Here is a 26,032-nt window from a genome sequence, read left to right on the forward strand (position 1 = left end):
AGGCAGTCTTACAGACCTAAATAAGCTGTGCAGTTTTCAACCAGTTCAACGACAAATTCGTCGGCCCTTGTGGTTTGTATTCTGCTCCGAGCGGTTTTGAATATCCAAGCCTTTTGATCACATCAAAGATGTGGTCAAAGTTGACTTCACCATGATCAGGCGCACCACGGTCGGGGACGCTTGCGAACTGGATGTGGCCGATATGATTTTGCAGTTGCGTCAGCTTGTGAGTCAGGTCGCCTTCCATAAGCTGAACATGATAGCAGTCAAACATCAGCTTCAGGTTTGGAACGTCTACTTCGGAAATGATTATTGTGGCCTGATCTGTGGTTTGAAGGAAATACCCGGGCGCGTCGTAGCGGTTGAGCGGTTCAATCAGGATAGATATATCCTTAGATCCAGCCAGACCACAGGCATATTGCAGATTACTCACAAAGGTCCTATGCGCTTCAGCGCCGGTTGCAAAGCCTGCCATAACATGGATGTTGCGCGCGCCGATGGCCTCGCCATACGCTACAGCTTGATCAATAGCCGCGCGGGCCTCCGGAATACGGTCGGGCAAGGCAGATAGGCCGTTATCGCCTGCTGCGACATCGCCCCGCGATGTGTTTATCCCAAGCATCGGCAGCCTGGTTTCACTCAAGGCCGCTTTGACGTGCGCGGGATCGATATCATAGGGCCAATGGCACTCAACCGCGTCAAATCCAGCCGCCTTTGCAGCACGGATGGCATCAGGCAGTTTCAGTTCGGCCCACAGAAAACCCAAGTTTGCGGAAAATTGCATCAGTCGTCCCATTCAACATCGAAATGCGTCACGAGATCGCGCACTTGCGTCTCATCAAGCATGCGCGCCGGGATGCCGCGCATCAGCATAGCAAGACGCGCAGTATCCTCGAGTTCTTCAATTGCATTGCACGCAGCCTCGACGTCCTTGCCCGCCACTACAGGTCCGTGATTAGCCAGCATCACAGCGGAGCGCTTGCCTGCCAGCCCGCGCACGGCATCCCCCATTGCCGGATCACCGGGGCGGTAAAAGGGGAGCAGCTTCACGCGGCCCAGCTTCATAATTGCGTAGGGCGTCAGGGGCGGCAGAAAGTTATCGACGTCCACATCCGGCATCATCGACCACGCAACAGAATGGCACGAATGCAGATGTACAACGGCCCCTGCAGTGCTGCGCGTGTCATAAAAGGCGGCATGAAGGGGCATTTCTTTGGTGGGTGGATCCCCCCCGATCAATGCCCCCTTGGCGTCGAAATGCGAAAGGCGCGCGGGATCCAGCCTGCCAAAGCTGGTTCCTGTGGGCGAGACAAGAAGCCCGCCATCTTCGGTGCGCGCAGAAATGTTGCCTGTGCTGCCACCTGTTAGACCACGCTCAAACATTGACTTTGCAAGCAGGCATATCTGTTCGCGCAATGCAGTGGTCATGGCTGGCTTCCGTCCAGAATTTTTGCGGCCTTCTCAAAATACTCCACGCTGCCAAAGTTGCCTGATTTCAGCGCCAGCACAAGCCCCTCACGGGCGCGCAGCGCAGGCACACCAGGATCAATCTCAGGTCCGATTTCGAGCTGCGTCAGCGACAGACCTTCCACCACTGCGCCAGAGGTTTCGCCGCCAGCGGTGAGCAATTTGCGCGCGCCCTGTTCGGTGCACATGCGGGCTACATCCGCAAAGAAATGCTCGAATTTTTCTGCACTTTCATCGCGTCCGTATTTGTCTTGTGCAACCTTAACCGCTTCAGGATCAGCAGAGCTATAAACCAGCGGCAAGCCCTCTGCGTTCATTGCCCAATCTGCGGCGGTCTGTGCGGTGATCTCTCTGCCAAAGAGCATATCCGCGCTAACTTCCATCGCGGGGTGGGACATTTTATGATGGGCGATCTGGCCGCGTGTCGCGATGGAGCACGACCCTGAGAGGACAATGCATTTGCCGTGTTCGCCTGTCCAAGATGTGCTGTCTCGAGCGGTAATGCCGAAGTTTATTGGCAAGCCGAGCGCGGCACCTGATCCACCTGTCACGAGTTCGAGCCCCTTTGCCGCCGCCCCGATTTGCATCAGGTCGGCGTCTTGTAACGCATCAACCACGATAAGCCGTTTGCCTGCCGCAAACTCAGTATCGAGACGCGCGCGAATGGCCTGTGCTCCGGTTAATACGGTGGCCGCATCCACATGCCCCACGGGTCCGCTCGATTGCGTAGCCAGAACGCGGCGGATGTCGGGGTCTGTCATGGGGGTGAGGGGGTGGTTTTGCATCCCGCTTTCGTTGAGCAAGACGTCTTTTACAAACAAATGACCTTGATAAATCGAGCGGCCCGTTCCCGGAAAGGCGGGGCATACGATCACGGCTCGGGCGTCCAGCGCATCGGCCAGAGCCTCGGCAACAGGGCCGATGTTGCCGTCTGCGGTGCTGTCGAATGTCGAGCAATATTTGAAGTAGATCTGCTCACAGCCTTGCGCCTGCAACCATTCAAGTGCCTTGAGAGATTGGGCGATAGCATCCGCCGCAGGAATGGACCGCGTTTTCAGAGAGACCACTCCGGCTTGTACCTGCGGATCGGCTGGGCCTTGGGGCACACCACTGTATTGCACCGTACGCATGCCCGCCTTGGCCAGCGTATTGGCCAGATCGCTGGATCCTGTGAAGTCGTCGCCGATACACCCCAGTAACATCAGTTGTCTCCCGGTAGGGTCACGCCACCTGCGCGCGCGAAGTATTTTGCGATGGCGGCATCATCCTCGTTGCCAAGTCCCGCCTCGGAGGCTGCGCGAAACTGTGCCAGTGCATTCGACGAGATCGGCACCGGAAGGTTCGACGAGGCGGCGATGTCTGTCACGATGCCGAGGTCTTTGAGCCAGATGTCCACTTTTGATTTCGGTGTGTAATCTGCATCTACAACATGCGGGCCACGATTTTCGAACATCCAAGAAGTGCCAGCAGAGACTGATACGACCTTAAGAACCTGCGCAGGCGTTAACCCTTGGGATGCGCCGAAAGCCATTGCTTCGCCCATGGCCGCGATGTGCACACCTGCGAGGAGTTGGTTCACGGCCTTCATCGCAGAGCCAGGACCGGCATGATCACCCAGACGGTGCACCGTTTCGGCCATCGCCTCGAGGGCGGGATCAGCGGTGGCAAATGCGTCTGCACTGCCCGCTGCCATAATCGAGAGCTGACCTGCTGCTGCCTTGATCGCTCCACCCGAGATCGGCGCATCGAGGTAAAGCAAGTCCATGTCAGCTGCCTGTGCCTCCATCTCAGCGGCAAAGGCGGGGGAGACGGTTGCGCAGGAGATGATCACACCGCCCGAGCGCAGCCGCTTGGCCACGCCCTGCTCTCCGAACAGAACTGTACGAGTCTGATCCGCATTGAGCACCGCACTGACAACCCCATCGGCTTGTGGCAAGGCATCCCCAAACTCGGCACCGCCTGCCTCAACCAGCATCTCAACTCGTGGGGATGCAGGGTCAAATCCACGCACGGTATGGCCCGCCTTAACAAGGCTGACCGCCATACCAAGGCCCATTGAGCCGAGGCCCACAAAATCGATCAACATTGTTTACTCTCCAAATACCCATTCGACGGGCCAAAGTGTGATGGCGGGAACGTATGTGATGACCATCAACGCCGCAAATACGGTCAGCACAAACCACACCAGCTGTGGGATGATTTTTTCGACACGCAGGTTTGCCACGGCGCAGGCGGCAAACAGGTTCACCCCCAGCGGTGGCGTGATCATTCCAAGTGCAAGGTTCACCACGATGATCAGGCCGAAATGTACTGGATCGACACCATAGCTCATGGCGATGGGGGTCAGGATCGGCGCAAGCACAAGGATCGCGGCGGACGTCTCAATGAACATACCTACAATGAGCAGCAGGAAGTTCACCGCCAGCAAGAACGTGATGCGGCTGTCAAAGATGTCCTTGAACCATGCGGCGATCTCGTTCGGCAGGCCCGAACGGGTGATCAGGAAGGAAAACAGCGATGCGGCCGAGATGATGATCATAATCGCGGAAGTTGAGATGATCGTTTTCTTGAGGATTTCCGGCAGGTCGCTCAATTTCAGTTCTTTGTACAAAACCATTCCAACGATCAACGCGGCGGCAACGGCGGCCGCACTCGCTTCGGTCGGGGTGAAAATGCCCGAGTAGATGCCGCCGAGGATGACGACTGGTACCATTAAGGCAGGCAGCGCTGATTTGAACGCAGCAGAGGGGGAGGCACGGTCCATGCCGTCTTCCTTACCGATGCCGCGCAAGCGGCAGATCACCAAAACCAGCGCCATCAGCGATACCGCAACAACCAGACCGGGACCGAGGCCCGCCACAAACAGCTTGCCGATCGAAGTGTCAGTCGAGACACCATAGAGAATGAGAGGAATAGATGGTGGGATCAACACGCCCAGCTCGGCAGAGGAAGCCTGAATAGAGGCGGCCAGCGGCTTTGGATAGTGATGCTTGACCATCGCGGGAATGAGGATCGCACCGATGGCGAAGGTGGTCGCAACGGAGGAGCCGGAGACGGATGCGAAGAGCATACACGTCAGCACGCAGGTACAGGCCAGCCCGCCCTGAATGCCGCCGACCAGTGATTTCGCCAGCTCAACCAGACGGGTTGAAATGCCACCTGCGGACATGAGATTGCCTGCGAGAATGAACAAGGGGATCGCCATAAGCGGGAAGCTGTCGATGCCCGTGAACATGCGCTGTGCGACCAGCAAGAGCGGCAAACTACCCTGCGCTTCGATGCCGATGACGGAGGCCAGCCCGATGGACACTGCGATAGGCACACCGAGGACAAAAAGGATGATCAGGGAGAGGCCAAGGGCGCTGTTCATTATGTGTCCTCCGCGTTGCGTGCGATGAGCCAGTCACCTTGCACGGCGCGCACCATCGAAGCGACGATGGCGATCAGGATGAAAGCGGAACCAACGGGTAGAGCGGCGTAGATCCAGGCAATAGACATATCGAGGGCGGACAGACTTTGCGGGACAACCCGCAGGGTCATCAGGTAGCCCTGCCATAGCAGAACCGAGAAAAAGATCAGAGAACCCGCGTTGGCAAAGAGATAAACGCCGATGCCGAGGCGAGGTGGCAGCGCATTCTGGATTATGTCAACCGAGATCATGGCACCGTGACGGAATGCAACAGCGACCCCCAGAAACACCGACCAGATCATCGAAGAACGAGTGATCACCTCCGACCACGTCGATGGGGCACCAAAGGCAAAGCGGGTGATCACCTGATACAGCGCTAAAGCGGCAGCAAGAACCAGAAAGGAGATGGACAGGCGCTGCGCTATGCCAGTCGTAAAATCTTCGAGACGCAGGAAATAGCGCATGACACGGCCTCATCTGTTGGGGAAGTAGAGAAGGCAGGCGCAGCATAATGCGCGCCTGCCGGTGCTCTGATTACTCGACCGCTTGAATACGCTCGACCAACTCGGGGCCGTACTGATCCGTGTAGATCGCATAGGACGGCTGCGCCAACTCGGCAAAGGGTGCTTTGTCGATGTCGGTGATGACTTCCATGCCGTTCTCGATTAGCAGGGCAACACCAGTTTCCTCAAGGCGGTTCACTTCGGCACGGGTCGCCGTAGCGGATGCTTTGGCCGCTTCCATGAACCAGCCGCGCTGCTCGTCTGTCAAACCGTCCAGCAGAATGGGCGAGCCCAAAACGACCGCTGGCGAATAAACGTGACCGGTGAGCGACACGTGGCCCTGCACTTCCCAAAATTTGGACGCGGTGATAACGGTGACAGGGTTTTCCTGACCGTCAACCACGCCCTGCTGAAGTGCAGTAAACAACTCGGGGAAGGCCATCGGCGTGGGGGCTGCACCCATGCCGGAAAAGGCCTCCATGTGGACCTTGTTTTCCATGGTCCGCAGCTTCAAACCTTCGAGATCGGCAGGTGTGCGCACGGGCCGTTGGGAGTTAGTCACATGGCGAAAGCCGTTCTCGGACCATGCCATCCCGACCAGTTGGTTCTCGTTGATCTTGCCCAGCAATTCCTGACCGATATCGCCGTCCAGAACGTTGCGCGCATGATCATAGTCGCGGAACAGGAACGGCAGATCGAGCGCAAAGACTTCGGGCACAAAGTTGCCAAGCGGACCTGTGGAGGTGATGACCACGTCCATGGAGCCGATTTGCAGGCCCTCGATCATGTCACGCTCGCCGCCCAGCTGGCCTGCGGGGGCCTGAGAGCCTGTGAACTCGCCGCCCGACAGCTCGGTCAATGTGTCGATGAACGCTTGCGCGCCGATACCGTAATGTGAGGCTTCGGACAAAGCGTGGCCGACAACAATATTGCGCTCAGCATAGGCAGTGGTTCCCGCCAAGATAGCGATCGTGCTCGCAAAAGCGAAGATAGTATGTTTCATTTTGGTTCCTCCCAAGGTGATGTTTCATCGTTTTCTGCCCCGTGCTGTTGCGCGGGGGTTGTGCCTATTTTCAGACCCTTCTCAGGGCTTTTGGCCCATCTCGTCTTCCAGATAGACCTCTATGATCTCTCCGAAAGTTCGCTCTGCACGAAAGCCCAGCGACAGGGCGCGTGCAGTGTCAAAATCGCGTGGCCATCCTGAAATGATGGCGACCACAGCAGGGTCAGGCACACGGCGGATCAACGCCACAGCTGCATCGCCTGCAACGGCGCGCAGGGCCTCGATCTGATCGCCCACGGTGGCACTCACGCCTGGCATGGTCATGCAGCGTTGTGCGCCCATCGTGCTGGTATCAAGGGTGGCGGCGTGATCGGTATATCCCACAGCCGCGCGCGGGCTGGCGAACCAATGGCGTACATCGTCGTCCACCGGCAGGATCGCTTCCTGGCCATTGAGCGGCTCGCGCAGGATGCCGGAATAAAAGCTGGACGCGGCCTTGTTCGGTTTGCCCGGACGGATGCAGATGGTGGGAAAGCGGATGCCGATACCGTCAATGAACCCGCGGCGGGAATAGTCATTGAGCAGGAGCTCTCCCATTGCCTTTTGCGTGCCATAGCTGGTCAGTGGTGTGAGGTGGTAGTCATCGGGGATTTTGGCGGGGAAGGGTGCGCCAAAGACGGCCAGCGAGGAGGCATAGATTAATCGGGGGCAGTAGCCTTTGATGTGAGCAATCGCCTCCAACAGCGCACGCGTGCCATCCAGATTGACGCGGTAGCCCTTTTCCATATCCGCCTCGGCCTCACCCGATACGATGGCGGCAAGATGCACGATCACATCGGGACGGTCAGCGATCACACGTGCAGCCACGTTAGGCGCGGAGAGATCGGCGGCGAAGGCATCGCACGTGCCCGCGAAATTCTCCGCCACCTGCGGGGTGATCACATCCACAAGCGTGAGTGCGCCAACAGGCTGGCCGCCCAGAAGGCCCGTCACGGCAATACGCTCTGCCAGTTTGCGGCCAATCATGCCCGCCGCGCCAATGATCGCAACTCTCATGTGTTTTCCTCATTTTTAGAACTTGCCAGTACTGCACGGGTGCTGTCGTAAATACGGCGCTCATGCACGCCCATAGCGCTGGCCAGCGCATTTGCATCGCGGGCGACGAGTGCCGCCAGAATTTCGCGGTGGTCGGCAATGCTCTGCGCGATGGCACCTATTTTTCCGACGGCCCTGCGGCGGTCGTCAAGCTGGTATGAATAGAGCGTCGCCGCGAGATCGGACAGCACTGCATTTCCGCATGACTGATAGACAATCGTGTGAAACGCACGGTCCGCGATCAAGAAGCTGACAGGGTCACCTGTGTTCTTTTCCTGCACCTTTATTAGGGCGGAAAGCGCATCCAGAGCTTCTTCACCAATGCGGGCAGCGGCCAACTGAGACACACGCGCCTCGACCATAAGCCGCCCCTCATGTACATCCTCAAGCGAATAGTCTGTAACGCGGCCATTGGATAGCGCAGAGATACCCAGATTGCCCACATCCGCAGACACCACCTTTGTACGCGCGCCCTGCACGATTGATACGATACCCTTTGTCGACAGGATCAGCAGCGCGCCCCGCACCGTCTCGCGGCTCACCCCCATTGAGGCGGCCAGATCTCGTTCGCTGGGCAGGGTGTCGCCGACGCTTAAGACGCCGGAGGCGATAAGTGTAGCGAAACGCTCGGCTACCTCATCCTTAACGGAACGGTGCGCTACTTTCTCCATAGATGTGCTGTAAACATCGAGATGAGGCGCGTCGCCCATTTGTTCCCCTCCCCCAGGAAACCGACCGCTTCTTTCATCGAGAATCGGCAGCTTGGTACACTGGTCTAATGGTTAGGCCAGTGTACCAAGCTCGTCAACGGATAAGATTCACGGGGCTAGATGGCTGCTCTGCGGACTTTCGCTGCAACCGCTAGATTTAACTGGCTTTAAATCCAGCACCGACAACAAGGGCGGATTGCACACCTCCGCTGCACTCTGCATCAAGATCCGGTGAGCGGTACAAAGTGATTTTTCTTGTGACTGCGCCAATGGCAATTTTAGGACAGCTGTTCAACAAGCGGTCGGCTTTTAGAGGTCTACACTAAGCTTTACTCGAGCCTATGTTTTCTTCACGTGATCAATATGAAGGTTTCACATCCTGAATGCGTTATTTCATATTAATTTTCCGTGAAAATCAGCCTTAGTTCCACCGAAGATCGAAAGCGGTTTCTATCGTGCGATGCGTGCCGCCTTTTGCCAAGACATCATGGACGCGGGTTGCTTGCGCCCGGCGGTGCTTTGCACGCAGAAATTCCTTTTTCAGCCGGTAAAGAAATGGGCCCCTAAACTCCTTGTTTTTGCGACTTGCCACATCGATCCGCTTAGTCACCAAGAGAAAATCGGGCATGTCTCGGGATGGGCTGCTAAAGGTCCCAAATTGCCCCTGCAGCGCAATGACAGGTTCCAGCTGAAAAATATCCAAGCCATGCCCGCTTGCTCCACGCTCAGATGGGTATGGGTCGAACAAATAATCGTCGAGCGTTCGTTCAGTCCGAGCGTCCGCTGCAAGCTTCGCTGCGGTCCCGCTATCGAGCATATAGGCGGCCGCGCTTGCCCCAATTGAGCGAATCTGGTGCAGTTTGAACGTGCAAACTTGAAGGCAGGCTGGCTCCAGCAAGGCCGGGTCGCCCGTTGCATCCAGCCGTATAATTCCTTCTGGGTTCGCTTCGAAAAGCGCGCGAATGCAGTCTCCAAATTGGTCCGAGAAAAGCAAATCATCCTCAAGCACTATGCCGCTCTGGCCTGAAGCAGCAATCTTGCGCCAAGCATCCACGTGGCTCCTGAAGATTTCTATGTCAGATGGCCCAAGTGCCCAGCGATCGCTTTTCCAATGCCCAGGTGAATAATCCGGTGGAGGTGCGTAATTAGGCGATTTAATATCATTCGCTAAAACCCGCTCTACCTGCGCCTCGGGCAAAACCCGGGCTATTTCGGAAAGCATGTAGTCTCGACGGTCCTGTGCACGGTCTAGGTTAATCAGGTAAATGGGAATGCTCATCGTCAGTCTTTCTTATGCAGAACCGTATCAATTCTGCCAAAAGGCAGGCGTCGTCATATCATCAAATTTGGGGTCATTTCGTTGATCTAGTGGATGGGGAATATGTGCAGGCGTCAGATCGCCGCTGACGCGATCTCTACGGAGATAGGTTGCTTCAAGCAAAGGCGGAATATCGCGGCCTTCAAATTGGTAGAAAGGGGATGCATTGTTTGCATGCAGGTGGCAAAGCACGTGGGTGTCGGTCAGTTTTCTCATCGTTGCCGACATTTTGTCAAATTGCGCGCGATCAAAGACCTGATCCAAGTTGTGATATTCGATCAAAATAATGCGGAAACGGTTCAGTATTTCATCTGAAACGGTATTCAAAACGTCATATTCCGCTCCCTCGATGTCAATTTGCAACAACAATTCATCGCCTGGCTGGGTATGTGAACCGACCCAACTGTCTAAAGTGATCGTGTCGCCTTTGTTTTCGGTTCCGAGAAATTTTTGCACAAAGGTCATGTTGGAAGGCATACCTTTCGGCGGCTCCACTGATGCGTCCGCGAGATAGCAAGCCTTCACTCGCTTGGACATCTCCAGATCAAATCCCAGTGTGTCGGATACACCCGGAGAGAACACAGCAGATAGTCCGTCAAGATCGTCAGGCACCAGATAACCGCCGTCTAGGTCAGGGCCAATCCGCACCAGCTCATGCTGTGTTTTAAATGGCTTAAAGAGCTCAAGGAACTTCTGCACTTCGGCCCATTGTACAGCCCCCGGTGCCCCTGCTTCTTGCTCTATCCGAGCATTGTTGCGACTTGCAGAGGCATTCCATTTTCGACGATGGTTCAATTGTGATAGTATGGCCTTTAACGTGGGCATTGCTATCCCTTTCCTATTTGTATTCTTGCAATGTTCTGTCGCGAGTAAACGACAGCATTCGCGTCACAAAATTTAAACATTTGCAGTGTCAGCATTAAAACCATATTCGTCGCGCCGCTCGCCGCCCTAAGAATTGTCTCCGTTTTGTATGACAAACATGTAGGATGGTGAATAACCTCGAGCGCCTCCGCATTTGACTATCTGCGTCTTGAAGTGGTCGGGTAGGATAGCACTGACGATGTGCCATTGATCCAATGTCGCCTCTGAGATGTCCTCGATTATTGCCCATCCGTTTGGTTTTAGCAGTCCCAAAAAGAGAGTAAGAGAATACATGTTGGCGTTAGGCGCATGCAATCCATCATCGATCATCAGATCGAAGCCACTACCAATCTTGTCGCCAAGCTCCTGCAGAGTGGCGAATTTAGTTTGGTCTACATAGTACGTTTTAATGCGATCCTCTTCAAAGAGCACCCGCTTGTCAAAATCCGCTCCGAAAACCTGGGCATTCACACAATAATCGCGAAAGGCACGAAGTGACGCTCCGGGATGTCCTTTTGGCCCCATGTTCGACAATACGTCGGTGTTGTTTGTGCCAAGTCCAATCTCCAACACCTTCGTAACTGTATCCGGCTTGGACAGGATAGCGCTATAAGCTTTGTGATATTGGTGCGCGCCGCCCTTGTCGCTACCATAGTGGTCGAAAATGGCCTTGAGCGTTTCGGCTGCCTGAAGCGAAGTTCCTGCCGCAAATTCATCAATAGTCACAATGGGGCGCGGTTGTTTTGATGATAGCGATTCCACAAGCATTTTGAGGGCTTGTGGCGTTTGGTTAATAGTCTGTACCGTCAACTGAGTGCGCAAAGCATGAGATCCTGCACCGGTTACCTCATAGGCCGGGAAGGCGGCAGTTAGGTCGATCCATCGTTTTTTGAAAATCAGTTTTTTAAACTGCCTACGTAAGCCCATAGTGAGCCTCCTTGAAAAAATGTCGGCGTTTTGCTGTTAGAGACGAGTCAAAGCGATACGCCGCACGATGAACAAAAAAACGAGCAGCACTAACGAGACGTGAGCCTTTGGCCGAGTTTGGTAATCTTTTTTTGCAGTTTGCGCCAGCGCCACTGCAGACGCGCCGTGCGCGATAGGTTGCGGTCGCGTCGTGCATGAACCGGATAATTGGAAAGTACGTCCCAATCAAAGGTTTTCTGGTCTGTGCCCCAACAAATGATCTCGCGCGCATCAATGTCGATGACCTGATAACGACTACAAAGGATTGAGAATATTGACTGGTCATGCCGATGTTCTTGGAAGCTAGGGGCATTCGCGGCCTGTGACGGTGTATCGTCAATCATTGCCCAATCCTTGTCAAACACATCTATCCAATCCATTAAAAATTGCCGCGCCGTAGGACCGTTCAGCAGCATAAAGGTAGTAGCGTGATAGGTTTGGTCAGAACGCACCGGCGAGTCGGGTTCCACGCCAAGAGCTACAAATAGGTCTTCTTTGGTCCAGGCCCCGTTGTTCCAGTCTGGTACTTCGCGGGCCTGCAATATGGTGTCCTTGCTTGCGCCATTATATTTGAACGCCAAAATCGGTGCCTCTGGCGTCAGTAGGGCTACATACTCTTCAAGCCGCTGTCTGCCGCGTGGATTGAGGTGACAGCCTGCGTCCACATACATTAGCACATCACCATCACGCATTTGTGCAAGCGCCTGTAATGCAACCTGCGGCTTCCAACACCAATATCCAAAACCGCGAATATTATCGCGCAGTTTACTCCTGAACCGAAACTGGAAATCACTGTCCAGCATCGTCTCATCGTATGGTTTGAAGCTATCGAACAAAGCCATGCTGGCAGCCTGCCGTTCAAGACGTGCGGAAGCCAGGTGCATAGATTTACTGGCAAAAGTGGTGCAGATTAACCGTCGGACCTTTGGCTCACACATATCCATATCCTTCTGAAAAAAATCTGGGGTTCTCTTGGGTGCGTAAAAAATGTTGCGGGTCATTCGATACGGTATTTGCCCACATCGGCAGGCTTGTTCGTACCGTCGTCTTAAGGAAGATTAAACGAGAAATATTTCTGTTTCCCTGAAGTCTTTTAAAAGCCGGAAGAAAATTTTAGAACGGAGAACAAAAAAGGATTGGGAAATACTGTAAAGGGTCAGTTTGCTGCTTGGCAATGTTCAGCGTCGAGCACAGATCCTCATTTTGGGAGCATGTCCAATCCAGCTCAAATGACGCTGCCACAAACCCCGATCAAAACCCAATCGCTTGCTAAAGGTTTTTGACATAGTGTCGACAGCCGCCATTCGCTGCGACGCATAATTCTTGTAAGGAGGGCCCGAACAGGACCATCGACGCGAGTTGCACCTAAGTCAGCTAAGGGCCGGAAGTGCCCAATTCAATTCTGAAAGCGATATTGGTCTGAGCCAACCATCCGAACAGGATTGATTCTTTCTCTGGCGATCTGACTGGTGCGTTTGCCCCCTCTACGCCAATGGGTGCTGGGTGAGAGGGACGTTAAAGCGGCCCAAGACGCGGTTCCGAGGGCGGCAGGTGGCGGCGGCGAGGTTCGTGTACTGCGTGGTCAACCGGGAGGTGCTGAGCGAACGGGTGGTGATCCGGCATCGATGCCATAACGAGCTCTGCTGTCGTCCGGAGCACCTTCAGACGGGCTCGGCGGCGGATAACAAGCGTGACGACTGGGAGTACTGGGCCAATGGGGTGAACTACGACCTGCTCTAAGCCCGTGGCATAGGCCCCAGACGACCAATCAGGGGCCACCCGCCGCCCCCATCAACTGGGGCGAAAACTGGGGCAGAACCGGGGCCAGCGGGTGGCTCGGGTTCTTAGTTGTCTATCCTGAAGAGTGATGGCTGGGATGGTAGGATTCGAACCTACGATCTACTGTACCAAAAACAGTTGCCCTACCGCTAGGCCACATCCCATCGCACGGTGCTAATTAGTCCGGGTTGGATTGTGGTGCAAGACCCGATTTGAGAAAAAGTGCTCTTAAATGCCTGAAACTTTCATGAAGGTGGAATTTGAGAGAGATGGACGGTGGAGACCAATGCTGACGGACGTCTACATCCGCGCATTCGCTTGATTTGAAATGTCGCGACGAACGAGCGTTGGGGGATGTTTGCAGTGATTTTGGAGTGTTATGGCCTAGCAAGCGGGGCGCTTTGGACTTCGGTATATCTGTTCAAGCGTCGCTTGGTTGCATTTAGGGGCAAGTCATCATGACCCAAGTGGGCAGGGTACGTGTTTCTTCCAAACCAGCGGGCAAGGAGGCTTTGGTAAGGTGTCGCTGCGCATACAGTGCCGGAAACGGACTATATATGACTGCTCGCTTGGTCTTGATCGCGATTCTAGTATTTTCTGTTCGCGGGGGCCAGTGGTGCAAAGGCGCACGTTCCGTTCCAAGAATGCGCCATTAATGGTCATGCGCATGGCCAATGGATCATCAGCGGTACACACCTACGCAAGACGTTACGATTCGAATTCCCGCCGATGCATTCCGAGCAAGATTTTGCCACGCCCGCTAACGTCACTCTCTGATCACCGCGAAACCTTCGCGGAAATCGCCGACTTTTTTACAAAAAATAGATCCGTAGTTTAGGACAATTCCGGCGCCCCCATCACGTTTAGTTCTGACAATCGACCAATATTGCTCCGGCGCGTGCCCCGGCCTCGACGGCCTCATGGGCCAAGACTGTGTCTGCGAGGGTGAAAATTTGCTCAACAGGACAAGCAAGGGCATTTTCAGTCAAGGCACGATGTACGTGAACAATGGCCAAATTCCTTTGTGTAGGTGTCAGCAGGTAGACAAGGATAATATCAATGGTCACCGCTTTGAAAAGCAACGGCAGGAACGGCAGCGTAGGCTCCATTTCCTTTGCGGACCCATAGGCAGCGATTCGACCATTTGGCTTGATGACTTGCGCGTCCAAACCAATGTTGGCACCAAATTCGACTTCGATGATCTGATCGACGGGTGCGCCGTTATTCGCGGCCAATATCTGATCGGCCAGATCGGGGGCGGCATAATCCAGCACAACGTCGGCACCTGCTTGTGATGCGCGCGCGGCCCCTGCTTTGCCAGTGGTTGCGATCACCCGCGCTCCGGCCCATTTCGCCAATTGGACAGCAAGATAGCCAACGGTGCCCGCGCCGCCCTGAATCAAAAGGGTCTGACCCGCCACATCGCCGCCGTTAAAGACGGCATGGCTTGCTGTCAGGCCGGGGATGCCAAGGCTGGCGGCAGTCTCGAACGATACGTCATCGGCCAGCGCGACGGCTTGGGCCTCGGGCAGGGTGATATGGGTGGCTGCGGTGCCAAAGGGGCGTTGCCACTGGCCGTTCCAAATCCAGACGCGTTGACCGATGCGCGCGGGATCGACACTGTCACCGACAGCTTCAATTACCCCTGCGCCATCACTATGGGGGATAACCTGCTCGAATGGCGGGTGGGTCATGCCGGGTCGCCCCTTGCGGGATTTCACATCCGACGGGTTCACCCCGGACAGGGCAATGCGCACGCAAACCTCGCCTGCCGCCGGGGCAGGGGTATCCATTTCGACCAAGCCAAGCACATCACGCGCTTCACCAAGCTGAGAATATGTAATCGCGCGCATCTGTTAGCCCCCAATAAAAACTGTTTTGGGGATATGGCCCCAAGGGATACTCTAGTCGCGCAGTTCGGTGGCGCCAACACCCCAAAGCCGCGCCTTGGGGGCCCAGCCCTTGTAGCCGTCGGCGCGCAGGAAGCACCATTCCAGATCGCAAGCCCCAAGACGCGCAATCGCACCTATTTCGAATTCGGCGGCCACGGGTGCATTCGGATCGGGCCGCACCAATAAACGCAGGTGGTCTTGTTCGATCAAGACTGTGCGGGTGCCCGACAACAGCGAATAATGCACCCAGCCGCCCATCCCGTCGCGGTCCTCGACCCGCCGCCAATGGCCGTGTTCGGCAGTGATTTGCAGCGGCATGTCGCGGTGCTTGAACACCCAGTCGATCCGGTGGGTCAGCGACGGACCGCGGCGCACGTTACCTTCGGCGGCTTTCATCGACACGAAACGGGGCAACGGCAGGTTCGTGACCTGACCCAATTCTGTGGCATTGCCTGCACCGCCAAGGGGGAGAATCGCGATCAATGCCCCCATTAGGGCGAAACGGAACGTGGATGTCATGACGGCCTGCCTGATGTTTTGGTGTTGATTTAATGCTCTTTTACGCCGCGAAGTTCTTGTGCCTCGTCGCCGCTTGGGACACCATGCCATCAAGCAAAGCGCAAAGCCAGATTTGGGAGTCTCATAATGTCAAAGCAACCGCTAAGTGTTGTAGTCACGCGACGGTTGCCGGAGGTCGTTGAAAAGCGCCTGTCGGAACTGTTCACCGTTACACTGCGCCAAGATGATACGCCAATGACGCGGACCGAACTGGGCGAGGCGATGAAATCCGCCGATATTCTTGTGCCCACAGTGACCGATGAAATCGACGCGGCCCTGATCGGGCAGGCGGGCGACCGGCTGAAACTGATCGCCAATTACGGGGCGGGCGTGGATCATATTGACGTGATGACGGCCCGCCAGCGTGGTATTCTGGTGTCGAATACGCCCGGCGTGCTGACTGATGATACGGCAGATATGACCATGGCGCTGATTTTGGCCGTGACCCGCCGCATGGCCGAAGGCATGGCGCAGATGCAATCGGGCGACTGGAAAGGCTGGGCACCAACGGCGCTATTGGGCGGGCGCGTTGGTGGCCGTCGTTTGGGTATCCTTGGCATGGGCCGCATCGGTCAGGCCGTGGCCCGCCGTGCTGCGGCATTCGGGATGCAGGTGCATTACCACAACCGCCGCCGTCTGCGCCCCGAGGTCGAAGAAGCCTTGGGTGCCACCTATTGGGAAAGCCTTGACCAGATGGTTGCGCGCATGGATGTCCTTAGCATCAACTGCCCGCACACCCCCAGCACGTTCCATCTGATGAATGCGCGCCGCCTGAAATTGATGAAGCCCGAGGCCGTGATCGTGAACACATCACGCGGCGAAGTGATCGACGAAAACGCTCTGACGCGGATGCTGCGCGCCGGAGAGCTGAAAGGCGCGGGCCTTGACGTTTATGAACATGGCACCGACATCAACCCGCGCCTGCGCGAGCTGGATAATGTGGTGTTGCTGCCGCATATGGGGTCCGCCACGCTGGAAGGCCGGATCGAGATGGGCGAAAAAGTCATCATCAATATCAAAACCTTCGAAGACGGCCACCGCCCACCGGATCAGGTCGTCCCATCAATGCTGTAATGCTCTTTTTCGAGGTCTAAACCAGCCAATCAACGACGGAGTACCCCCATGCGCGTGACCCTTGCCGCCCTTGCTTTTTGTTTAGCCGGAGGAGGGGGGCTTGCGCAGCAGGTCGCCGATGCCGTCGCCCCCGAGGCTGCCGGTAATGGTGCATTCGAGGCGATATCGCCTGACGTGACGGCGGCATTTGCTGCCAAGGACGCAAGCATACCGGTTGTGGCGGATACATGGATGGTGGCCGCTGCGAACCCTCACGCTGTAAAAGCGGGCGCTGATGTGCTGGCAGCAGGGGGCACTGCGGCGGATGCCCTAGTGGCTGTGCAAACCGTGCTGGGGCTGGTTGAGCCACAAAGCTCGGGTCTTGGCGGTGGGGCGTTTCTGGTCTGGTATGATGCCGCAAGCGGCGAGATCACAACATTGGACGGACGTGAAACCGCGCCTTTGGCGGTGACGCCGCAACTGTTTCAAGATGATCAGGGCGAACCGCTAAAATTCTTTGACGCCGTCGTCGGTGGCCGTTCCGTTGGCACCCCCGGCACGCCCGCATTGCTTGAAGCTGTTCACAAACGCTGGGGCAATCAGCCATGGGCCGATCTGTTGGCCCCTGCAACCGCGATGGCGGAACAGGGGTTTTCCGTGTCGCCACGACTTGCAGCACTTGTGGCCGATGACGCCGAACGGCTGGCCACCGCGCCCGCCACGGCTGCGTATTTCCTGCCTGACGGCGCGCCGGTCAAGGCGGGTATGCTGCTGAAAAATCCGGCCTATGCGCGCACGCTTGCGATGCTTGCCAAAGGGGGGGCAGGTGCCTTTTATACCGGAGATATCGCCGCAGATATTGTTGCGACAGTCCGAGGGGCGTCGGGCAACCCCGGTGTTTTGTCGCAGGTCGATCTGGCCATCTATCAGGTCAAGGAACGCGCTGCCGTTTGCGCGCCCTACCGCGCCCATGACATTTGCGGCATGGGGCCGCCGTCTTCGGGGGCGTTGGCCATCGGGCAGATTTTGGGTATGCTTGAGGGCTATGACCTTGGCGCTGGCCCCAACGACCCCGAGGTGCTGCGCCTGATTGGCGATGCCTCGCGGTTGGCCTTTGCGGATCGGGGCCGCTATGTCGCCGATACCGATTATGTGCCGGTCCCCGTGCAAGGCATGCTGGACCCCGCCTATCTGGCGGAACGCGCGACATTGCTGTCTGGCGATGATGCCTTGCCCGAAGTTGCCCCCGGCAATCCAGTGTTCGATCATGCGCTGAACTGGGCCGATGACATGGCGATTGAATTGCCATCGACGTCACATGTTTCGATTGTGGACAGCATGGGTAATGTGGCCAGCATGACCACGACGATCGAAAACGGCTTTGGCAGCCGCCTGATGGTGCGCGGGTTTTTGTTGAACAACGAACTTACCGATTTTTCATTCAGCAGCCATGTGGATGGTGTGCCGATTGCCAATAGGGTCGAACCGGGCAAACGGCCTCGGTCGTCGATGGCCCCTACGATTGTGATGCAAGACGGCAAACCCGTGTTGGCGGTGGGCAGCCCCGGTGGCAGCCGCATCATTGGCTATGTCGCGGGGGCCATCATCGCCCATATCGACTGGGGCTTGGACGTGCAGCAAGCCGCCGCATTGCCCCATGCGATCAACCGTTTTGGCACCTATGACCTTGAGGAAGCCACCGACATGGCAGACACGGTCGACGCGCTGGAAAACCTTGGCTACAAGACCGCGACGCGGGCGTTGACATCGGGCCTGCACATGATCTCTATCGGGGAAAATCTTCAAGGCGGGGCCGATCCTCGCCGCGAAGGCATCGCCCTCGGGGAATAGTCAAAAGGACACTAATACATGGTACAGGCCACTGATCTGCCCCGCAATGAAACCGGGATCGCAACCGCTTTGGGTATTCTCAAGCAACAATTCGCAGAGCGCCTGCACACCGGTCAGGCCATGCGCGAACAGCATGCCCACACCACGACATGGATCAAGAACCAAGCCCCCGATGCGGTGGTCTTTGCGCAATCGACCCAAGACGTCGCCGCGATCATCAAGGTCTGCGCCGCCCACAAAGTGCCGGTGATTGCCTTTGGCACGGGCACTTCGCTTGAGGGGCATGTGAACGCGCCTGCCGGTGGTGTTTCCATTGATATGTCGCAGATGGACAAGGTGCTTGAGGTCAACGCAGGTGATCTGGATTGCCGTGTGCAGCCGGGCGTCACGCGCGAGGCGCTGAACAGCCATCTGCGCGATCAGGGGCTGTTTTTCCCCATTGATCCCGGTGCAAATGCATCCCTTGGCGGCATGACCGCGACGCGCGCTTCAGGCACCAACGCCGTGCGCTATGGCACCATGAAAGACAACGTGATCGCGGTCGAGGCGGTGATGGCGGACGGCACGGTGATCCGCACCGCCAGCCGAGCGCGCAAATCATCCGCCGGATATGACCTGACACGGTTGATGGTCGGGTCCGAAGGGACGCTGGGGATTATCACGGAAATCACGCTTAGGCTGCAGGGCATCCCCGAGGCAATCAGCTCGGCGCGCTGTTCCTTTCCGACGGTGGAAGCCGCCTGCGAGACGGTGATGAATGTGATCCAGTACGGGCTGCCCGTGGCGCGGATCGAATTGCTGGACGCGATGGTGGTGAAAGCGGTGAATGGCTATTCCAAGTTGTCATTGCCAGAAACCCCGATGCTGCTGCTGGAATTCCACGGATCGGATGCCGGTGTGGTCGAACAGGCCGAAGCGTTCAGCATGCTGGCCGATGAAAACGGCGGCAGCGACTATCAGGCGACCACCACGATGGAGGAACGCAACAAGCTGTGGCAGGCGCGGCACGACGCCTATTGGGCGATGCTGGCGCTGCGTCCCGGCTGCAAGGCGGTGGCGACTGATGTCTGTGTCCCGATCTCGCGGCTGGCGGATGCGGTAGGGGCGGCCAATAACAAAGCGGCCGAACTGGGGTTGATCGCTCCGATCGTGGGTCACGCGGGCGATGGCAATTTCCATGCGTCTTTGTTGCTGGATATGGACAATGCCGACGAAGTTACGCGGGCCGAAACCTATGTGAGCTGGCTGAACGAACTTGCGATTTCGATGGATGGCACCTGTACCGGCGAACACGGCATCGGGCAGGGCAAACGCCCCTATCTGGTAAAAGAACTGGGGGCCGCGACCAGCGTAATGGGGACGATCAAGGCGGCGCTTGATCCGGATAATATCATGAATCCGGGAAAAATCTTGCCAGAATAAAGGCCCGGCGACGGCGGTGATGGCGCGCCAAACAGGTGCCGCCCGCCGCGTGTTGCGCATACCTTAACCTCGTCCAAATAGGTGAAGCAAACCGGCATCTAGAGGTATCGGGAATAAAGGTAGGCGGAAGTCCACTGGTTTTCACACTTTAAAGTTGAAATTCAGCTTTGCTGACATTCTGTTAACCTCTTGTTAACCGATATTTTGCTTTTGAGGGCACCATGTCACATCAGCACGCCTTTCCCGTCCCCAATCAGCCGCCTGCACCGCGTCATTTTCGCGGCCCGCTGTTCTTGATGGCTTTTGTTGTGGCGGCAACGCTGCTGACGGCGGCATTTTGGGTCACTGTCAGGCTGGATCAGGTGGCAAGCAAAGGGGCGAGGGTGGTGACCGAGGCCGTTCTGCAAGAAACCGTCAATCGCCTGCGGTCGATGACCCAAGACTATGCCTTTTGGAGCTTTTCTTACGAGTTGGTTCAAGAAGGGGATGCCGGCGCGATTTTCGAACACATCGGAAGCGGTGCCGCGCAGAGTGATCTTTTTGATCAACTTTTCATTTTGTCCCCCGATTTCGAGCTTTTGCACGAATTCCACTCGGACGGGGAAACCTTTCCAGATTTCGCCACTCTACAGCCCGCGCTTGAGGGCAGTTTGAAAACGCTTAAGGACCTGCCGCCAGCGCAGTATCAATCGGTGTCCGGGTATGCAGAACTGGACGGAGCCTTCTTCGCCGTTACATCTGCGTGGATCACGCCCGATTACATTGAAACGCTTGGCACGCGGGCGGTGCCTGTGCTTGTGGGGATTGTCCATCTTGACCCCGGTTGGACCAAAAGCCTGTCCAATCTGTCCCTTCAGTCGGGCTTCAGCTTTGAAAAGGAAGTTCCGTCCAGTGCCACGCTTGAGAATGGAACAGTCTTGACCAACCCTGATGATCAGCCCGTTGGCTATTTGGTGTGGGACAGTCCAGTGGCAGGGAAAATGCTGCGCCAGCAGATCATGCCCGCGATCCTTATTGTCTGCGCGAGTATCGTGCTTGCCTGCTTTGGTGCCGCGCGTTTTTTTGACGGGCAACACCGGGCAGTGCAAAAAGCGATGCAAATCGCGACAACCGATCAGCTGACGGGTGTTCTGAATCGCGCGGGACTGCATCAGGTGTTCGAGGGGGAACAGACAACTGCGGCCATCGCCGACGGTCGTGTTGCGGTTATTTACATCGATATGAACGGGCTCAAGCGATTGAACGACGCCTATGGCCATGCCGTGGGCGACAGTGCTTTGACGGTTCTTGCGCAAACGCTGGAATCATCAATCCGCCAAGGCGATGTCGTTGCCCGGCTGGGCGGGGACGAATTCGTCTGCATTATCTTTGACCAAGACCCCGGTCAGAGCGCCATTCAGGTGGCCACGCGAATTCTTCGCTTGACCGACCGCCCGTTTGCCACGTCGATACCCGACCGGAAGTTGGAACTGTCCATCGGCATTGCCGTCGCAACCCCAGACATCCAGTGGGACGCGTTGTTGCGTCAGGCGGACGCGGCCATGTATTGGGGCAAACAAAGGGGTGAAAGAAACGCCGCCTATTTCGCGACCAGACTTAAACATCTGCCCTACTTGCCGGTTTCGACGATGCAACAAGCCAGCCGGGATATGAACGCTTGAAAATTTGCCTGTCCTGTACCCGACATGTTTGGGCGGGGTCGGGCCCTTTTCGGCAGGATGTACGGTGCAGCCGCAGAAAAAGCCGGCAGCAATCAGGCCGCGGGCATATTTCATTGCAAGCGCGGTCATGCTGGCATCCGCGAAAACCTGAAAACCCAAACGGCGCGTCGGTTTTAGCCTGTCTTGCGTCGGCGGATGAACGCGGCAATTCTGCGGTCTGACTAAAACAGGGTCATACTCAGCATGGGAATCGGCGATATGAAAACTCAAGTCAAAGCATTGGTTGTCGGCGGCGGTGCCGTTGGAACCTCGATCGCTTATCATCTGGCCCGCGCGGGCTGGGATGATGTCATGCTGCTTGAACGCGATGAACTGACATCCGGGTCAACATGGCATGCGGCGGGTTTGCTGCCCTATTTCAACATGTCCTATGCCACAACGCATATTCATGATTATTCGATCAAGTTCTACAAAACGCTCGAGGAAGAGACCGGCTTGAACGCGGGTTTTGCCGTGGTGGGCAACCTGCGCATGGCACAAACCAAAGAGCGTATGGACGAATATATGCTTTACGCTGCCACCGCTGAAACCTGCGGCGTTCCCTATGAATGGCTGACCCCCGATCAGATCAAGGCGAAATGGCCGTTGATCCGCACCGAAGATCTGGAAGGCGCGATCTATCACCAGACGGATGGCTATATTAACCCAGCTGATGTGACCATGGCGATGGCCAAGGGCGCGCGCCAGCGGGGCGTCGTGATCGAACGCAAATGGCAGGCCGACGCGTTTCACTGGAACGGCACCCATTGGGAAGTAACCGTCACCAAGATGGTCGAAAAAGGTGGCAACCTTGTGCCGTCAGACGAACAGGTCGTAATCACGGCCGAACATGTCGTGACCGCATCCGGCAACCACGCGCAGCGCACCGCCAAGATGCTGGGCATCAAGATGCCCGCCATTCCGGTTGAACACCAGTTTATCGTCATGGACCAAGACCCCGAACTGGTCGCGTTCCGCAAGGGCGAAGGCAACGTAGAACACCCCGTGATCCGCGATGCCGATGCGCAATCCTATGTGCGAGAAGAACGCGGCGGCTGGATCTTGGGCGTGTATGAACCCGGCGCACCTGCACGGTTTGAATATGGTGTGCCCGACAGTTTCCGCGCGGATTTGTTCCAGTTGGATCTGGACCGCATCGAAGACCAGTACATGGCGATGAACCACCGTATTCCATCCGCAGAAAGCTGTGGCCTCAAGGACGATTTCAACGGCCCCATCTGCTATACGCCTGACGGCAACCCGCTGGTTGGCCCTGCACCGGGTCTGCGCAACATGTGGCTGGCCGAAGGGTTCTCGTTCGGAATCACCGCGGCAGGTGGCACGGGCTATTATCTGGCGCAACTGATGGTGAACGGCGAAGCCGAGATCGACATGGCGTCGCTGGACCCCAAACGCTATGGCGACTGGATGACGACCGAATTCGCTGCGCGCAAGAATGAGGAAGCATACGAGCACGTCTATATCCTGCACCACCCCGACGAAGAACGCCCCGCGTGCCGTCCCCTGCGCACCTCGCCTGCCTATGACCGGCAGGCCGCGCGCGGCGCGCAATTCGGCTGGGTCAACGGCTGGGAACGTCCGAACTATTTCGCACCCATGGGCTTTAACGATCACGACGCGCGATCCTTCCGGCGCGGTGGCTGGTGGCAATATGCCGTCGAGGAAGCCAAAGCGATCCGCGAAGGTGTCGGCCTGATCGACGCCACAGCATTCACCAAGCATCTGGTCAAAGGGCCGGGTGCCACAGAAGTCCTCAGCTGGTTTACCTGCAACAAGCTGCCATCGGTCGGGCGCATCAACCGGACCTATGCGCTGACCAGCCACGGTACCACGCGCACGGAATATACCATCGTGCGATTGGCTGAACATGAATACTACCTCGTTTCGGCGGGTGCATGGACAGCCTATGACAGCGATTACCTGCGCAAGGCGATCGAGGATAAAGCGCCGGAATTCGGTTATATCGAATGCCACGACGTGACCACGCAGTGGGGTGTCTTTGCCATTGCTGGCCCAAAGTCGCGCGATGTGCTGAAAGAGATCATCAAGGATGCCGACCCTGAAACCGTCCTGTCGAACAAGCGGTTCCCCTGGTTGACCACGCGCAATATCGAACTGGGTATGGTGCCGGTCCGCGCCATACGCGTCGCCTATACCGGTGAATTGGGTTGGGAACTGCATCACCCGATTGAAATGCAAAACCACCTGTTTGATCTGCTGGAAAAGGCAGGCGAAAAGCACGGCATGAAGCTGGTCGGCGCACGGGCGCAAAACTGGCTGCGTCAGGAAAAATCCTACCGTGCGTTCGGCACCGAACTGGGCCGCGATGCGACCCCGCTTGAGGCTGATTTGCCACGGTTTGTCGACCTGTCCAAGGACTTCTACGGCAAGGATGCGATGCAAGAACATGGCATCCGCGCGCAATGTGTCACGTTGTTGATCGACGGGCCGGATGATGCTGATCCGTGGGGCCGCGAGGTCTTGTATCATGGCGATACCCGTGTGGGTCGCCTGACTTCGGGCGGGTATTCGGTGGCTTTTGGAAAATCTATCGGCATGGGCTATGTCAAACCCGAACAAGCAACGGTCGGCACCAAGCTGAAGGTCAAGATGTTTGACCAGCTTTGGGACGCCGAAGTGGTCGAGGACAGCCCCTATGATCCCAAGAACGCAACGATCCGTATCGACGGCTAAATGCATTTTTCTGGCACTGGTTTTGCTGGTGCCGATTGCAATCTATGGGGCCAGTCGGGTGTTAAATCCGGCTGGCCCTGTCGGTTTTGCGGTACTAGGTGATCACGCCAGCGACCTGCGCGCAGGGCTGGGGATAGAACAATCCACCCCAGCGGCTGTCACCATCGTGCTGTTGAACCGCTGGGATACCTTGCCCAACATGCCCGATCTCGCGGCATTTTGCGCCCGCGATTGTGGCAAGGGGGCCGCCGGACAGGTCAGCATTACGCAGATGCGGTATCGGCGGACACGCAAAATCGTTTTCTTTCACCTGCCGGATTTTGGCGGCTATGATGCTGGCAAGACCTGCGTGATGGCCCGCGCCGCACAAGAATTGCAGTCGATCCGTGTCACCGATCCGTTGCCCTGTGCCGCGCATGTGCGCCGCAGCATTGCATGGCAACTGCCCGCAGGCTTGGGCCGGATTTAGCGGATCTGACGGCGCGCCAGCCAGTTTTCCCAGCTTGCGGCGCTGCCTGCATAAACGTTGATATCAATATCGCCTGACGCCCCGGGCACGTGGCCCGTGCTGGTGTATTGCCAGAATGTCCACCGCTCGTCCGGATAGCGCTCGGCAGGGTGCGCAGCGGTTGAGCGTAGCCAGAATTCGACACCGCGCAGTCGGCCCATCTGGTTGGTTTTGTAAAACTCAGGCGTGGTATAGACGATGGGTTGCTGCCCGTAGTGCGCCTTGAGGATACGCAGAAAAATTTGCGTATTGCTGCGCACGATTGCGGCAGGGGGGCGCAGGGTGCAGGTGGGCGAAAACGGGTTCCATTCCATGTCCAGCACAGGCGGCAGCATGCCGGGGGTTTTTGGCACGTTCTCAATGAACCAGCGCGCCTGAACCTGCGGCGTCGTGCAGAAATAGTAAAAGTGATAGGCCCCCCGCGCCACACCGGCCTGACCAGCGCCGCGCCAATGATCGGCGAACATCGGGTCTAGCAGATCACCGCCCTCGGTCGCTTTGATAAAGGCAAAGTTGACGCCGTTTATTCGGGCCTCGCCCCAATTCAGTGGGTTCTGAAATCGCGCCACATCAATGCCATGCACCGGATAGCTTTGGGGGGTGCGCCCTGTCCAAGCATGCGGCTTGCGATCGCCAAAATCAGCCGCCGTGACGGTGCCAACTGGGACCGAGACCTGACCTGCGCCACAGGCCCCCAAAGTCAGAACACACAGCAAGGCAAAAAGGCGGACTGGGGACATATCAGGGCTTTCTGGCAATAAAACCAAGGTTGTTGGCGGGCATTTCGATAATTTTGACGGGCTTCAGTCCGGCATGGCCAAGCCACTCGGTCATGTCCACGGTATCCTTATAGCCGATGGCCGGATCGGCGGACCGCAGCTCGGCGTCGAATTTGGCATCCCCGTCCGAGGTTAATTGCCCAACGCGCCGGAAGGGCCCGTACAAGATCAGCTTTCCGCCGGGCGCGAGGGCGAGGGCTGCCTGCGCAATCAGGAATTTGGCCGCTGGGGTGGGGATCAGATGCAGCAGGTTGGAGAGAAAGATCAGGTCTTGTGGTGCGACAGAACCATGCCAGCCGTCAGCGGTGGCATCTAGCATCATCGCGGGGGCGACATTCGTGACACCGGCATCGGCCACATAGCCGTCGATGCTGGCGCGGCGCGCCGTGTCGGGCTCGGTGGGTTGCCAGTAAAGTCCGGGTAAAGCCGCAGCAAAGGCG

The 26,032-nt window shown here is 56.9% G+C and carries 24 protein-coding genes and 1 tRNA gene; 7 read left to right on the forward strand and 18 right to left on the reverse strand.

Annotation, left to right across the window (positions count from 1 at the left end):
- Positions 1 to 16 precede the first annotated feature (16 nt).
- The 13 genes from ABYT07_RS06775 to ABYT07_RS06835 all read right to left on the reverse strand — a co-directional run bounded on the left by ABYT07_RS06775 (position 17) and on the right by ABYT07_RS06835 (position 12,336).
- A complete protein-coding gene (locus ABYT07_RS06775) occupies positions 17 to 784 on the reverse strand; it encodes a hydroxypyruvate isomerase family protein (protein ID WP_372990326.1) in 768 nt (255 codons plus the stop codon).
- Entirely contained in the window at positions 784 to 1,428 is a 645-nt protein-coding gene (locus ABYT07_RS06780) for an aldolase (RefSeq protein WP_372990328.1), read from the reverse strand. Before ABYT07_RS06780 ends, ABYT07_RS06775 begins: the two co-directional genes overlap by 1 nt.
- Positions 1,425 to 2,669: a 3-oxo-tetronate kinase gene (gene otnK / locus ABYT07_RS06785; protein WP_372990329.1), complete on the reverse strand. Its 1,245-nt coding sequence runs from the start codon at positions 2,667 to 2,669 to the stop codon at positions 1,425 to 1,427. The genes ABYT07_RS06780 and otnK overlap by 4 nt, the downstream gene beginning before the upstream one ends.
- Positions 2,669 to 3,553 carry an L-threonate dehydrogenase gene (gene ltnD / locus ABYT07_RS06790; protein WP_372990330.1) on the reverse strand — a complete coding sequence of 295 codons (885 nt, stop codon included), beginning with the start codon at positions 3,551 to 3,553 and terminating at the stop codon, positions 2,669 to 2,671. Before ltnD ends, otnK begins: the two co-directional genes overlap by 1 nt.
- A 3-nt stretch (positions 3,554 to 3,556) precedes the next feature.
- The gene (locus tag ABYT07_RS06795; RefSeq protein WP_372990331.1) at positions 3,557 to 4,837 is read right to left on the reverse strand and encodes a TRAP transporter large permease; all 1,281 of its coding nucleotides are present in this window, start codon (positions 4,835 to 4,837) and stop codon (positions 3,557 to 3,559) included.
- A complete protein-coding gene (locus ABYT07_RS06800; protein WP_372990332.1) occupies positions 4,837 to 5,340 on the reverse strand; it encodes a TRAP transporter small permease in 504 nt (167 codons plus the stop codon). Before ABYT07_RS06800 ends, ABYT07_RS06795 begins: the two co-directional genes overlap by 1 nt.
- Positions 5,341 to 5,410: 70 nt before the next feature.
- Positions 5,411 to 6,382, reverse strand: a complete 972-nt coding sequence (locus ABYT07_RS06805; protein WP_372990333.1) for a TRAP transporter substrate-binding protein — start codon at positions 6,380 to 6,382, stop codon at positions 5,411 to 5,413.
- An 81-nt stretch (positions 6,383 to 6,463) separates the two neighbouring features.
- Positions 6,464 to 7,438 carry a D-erythronate dehydrogenase gene (gene denD, locus ABYT07_RS06810; RefSeq protein WP_372990335.1) on the reverse strand — a complete coding sequence of 325 codons (975 nt, stop codon included), beginning with the start codon at positions 7,436 to 7,438 and terminating at the stop codon, positions 6,464 to 6,466.
- The gene (locus tag ABYT07_RS06815) at positions 7,435 to 8,187 is read right to left on the reverse strand and encodes a FadR/GntR family transcriptional regulator (RefSeq protein WP_372990336.1); all 753 of its coding nucleotides are present in this window, start codon (positions 8,185 to 8,187) and stop codon (positions 7,435 to 7,437) included. The genes denD and ABYT07_RS06815 overlap by 4 nt, the downstream gene beginning before the upstream one ends.
- A 421-nt stretch (positions 8,188 to 8,608) precedes the next feature.
- On the reverse strand, positions 8,609 to 9,466 hold the full coding sequence (locus tag ABYT07_RS06820) for a glycosyltransferase family 25 protein (RefSeq protein WP_372990337.1): 858 nt from the start codon (positions 9,464 to 9,466) through the stop codon (positions 8,609 to 8,611).
- A 27-nt stretch (positions 9,467 to 9,493) separates the two neighbouring features.
- The gene (locus tag ABYT07_RS06825) at positions 9,494 to 10,330 is read right to left on the reverse strand and encodes an FkbM family methyltransferase (protein ID WP_372990338.1); all 837 of its coding nucleotides are present in this window, start codon (positions 10,328 to 10,330) and stop codon (positions 9,494 to 9,496) included.
- 126 nt (positions 10,331 to 10,456) lie between these two features.
- Positions 10,457 to 11,296, reverse strand: coding sequence for a hypothetical protein (locus ABYT07_RS06830; protein ID WP_372990340.1), 840 nt, complete (start codon positions 11,294 to 11,296; stop codon positions 10,457 to 10,459).
- Positions 11,297 to 11,385: 89 nt separating this feature from the next.
- A complete protein-coding gene (locus ABYT07_RS06835) occupies positions 11,386 to 12,336 on the reverse strand; it encodes a hypothetical protein (RefSeq protein WP_372990342.1) in 951 nt (316 codons plus the stop codon).
- A 610-nt stretch (positions 12,337 to 12,946) separates the two neighbouring features.
- On the opposite strand from ABYT07_RS06835, the gene ABYT07_RS06840 reads away from it, so the two are divergent.
- Positions 12,947 to 13,075, forward strand: a complete 129-nt coding sequence (locus tag ABYT07_RS06840; protein WP_372990357.1) for an HNH endonuclease — start codon at positions 12,947 to 12,949, stop codon at positions 13,073 to 13,075.
- Positions 13,076 to 13,203: 128 nt separating this feature from the next.
- On the opposite strand, the gene ABYT07_RS06845 is transcribed toward ABYT07_RS06840, so the two are convergent.
- From ABYT07_RS06845 to ABYT07_RS06855, 3 genes are all read right to left on the reverse strand, one after another.
- Positions 13,204 to 13,278 (reverse strand) — tRNA-Gln (locus tag ABYT07_RS06845).
- 699 nt (positions 13,279 to 13,977) lie between these two features.
- Positions 13,978 to 14,967, reverse strand: coding sequence for an NADPH:quinone reductase (locus ABYT07_RS06850; protein WP_372990343.1), 990 nt, complete (start codon positions 14,965 to 14,967; stop codon positions 13,978 to 13,980).
- 51 nt (positions 14,968 to 15,018) lie between these two features.
- Positions 15,019 to 15,525 carry an SH3 domain-containing protein gene (locus ABYT07_RS06855; protein WP_372990345.1) on the reverse strand — a complete coding sequence of 169 codons (507 nt, stop codon included), beginning with the start codon at positions 15,523 to 15,525 and terminating at the stop codon, positions 15,019 to 15,021.
- A gap of 126 nt (positions 15,526 to 15,651) precedes the next feature.
- On the opposite strand from ABYT07_RS06855, the gene ABYT07_RS06860 reads away from it, so the two are divergent.
- The 6 genes from ABYT07_RS06860 (at position 15,652) to ABYT07_RS06885 (ending at position 24,774) form a co-directional block, all read left to right on the forward strand.
- Entirely contained in the window at positions 15,652 to 16,638 is a 987-nt protein-coding gene (locus tag ABYT07_RS06860; RefSeq protein ID WP_372990347.1) for a 2-hydroxyacid dehydrogenase, read from the forward strand.
- A gap of 48 nt (positions 16,639 to 16,686) precedes the next feature.
- The gene (gene ggt, locus ABYT07_RS06865; RefSeq protein WP_372990348.1) at positions 16,687 to 18,468 is read left to right on the forward strand and encodes a gamma-glutamyltransferase; all 1,782 of its coding nucleotides are present in this window, start codon (positions 16,687 to 16,689) and stop codon (positions 18,466 to 18,468) included.
- Positions 18,469 to 18,486: 18 nt separating this feature from the next.
- Entirely contained in the window at positions 18,487 to 19,890 is a 1,404-nt protein-coding gene (locus tag ABYT07_RS06870) for an FAD-binding oxidoreductase (RefSeq protein ID WP_372990350.1), read from the forward strand.
- Positions 19,891 to 20,111: 221 nt separating this feature from the next.
- Positions 20,112 to 21,551, forward strand: coding sequence for a diguanylate cyclase domain-containing protein (locus ABYT07_RS06875; protein ID WP_372990351.1), 1,440 nt, complete (start codon positions 20,112 to 20,114; stop codon positions 21,549 to 21,551).
- A 258-nt stretch (positions 21,552 to 21,809) separates the two neighbouring features.
- Positions 21,810 to 24,305, forward strand: coding sequence for an FAD-dependent oxidoreductase (locus ABYT07_RS06880; protein ID WP_372990352.1), 2,496 nt, complete (start codon positions 21,810 to 21,812; stop codon positions 24,303 to 24,305).
- Complete coding sequence (locus ABYT07_RS06885; protein WP_372990353.1) at positions 24,268 to 24,774, forward strand: hypothetical protein; 507 nt, start codon at positions 24,268 to 24,270, stop codon at positions 24,772 to 24,774. Before ABYT07_RS06880 ends, ABYT07_RS06885 begins: the two co-directional genes overlap by 38 nt.
- Here the strand turns inward: ABYT07_RS06885 and ABYT07_RS06890 are convergent.
- Positions 24,771 to 25,553, reverse strand: a complete 783-nt coding sequence (locus ABYT07_RS06890) for a GH25 family lysozyme (RefSeq protein WP_372990354.1) — start codon at positions 25,551 to 25,553, stop codon at positions 24,771 to 24,773. The genes ABYT07_RS06885 and ABYT07_RS06890 overlap by 4 nt on opposite strands.
- Position 25,554: 1 nt before the next feature.
- Positions 25,555 to 26,032, reverse strand: a 478-nt coding sequence (locus ABYT07_RS06895) for a DUF938 domain-containing protein (RefSeq protein WP_372990356.1), incomplete at its 5' end; no start/stop codon positions are given.

Origin of the sequence: Sulfitobacter sp. (genome assembly GCF_041552635.1) — a bacterium.
GTDB lineage: Bacteria > Pseudomonadota > Alphaproteobacteria > Rhodobacterales > Rhodobacteraceae > Sulfitobacter.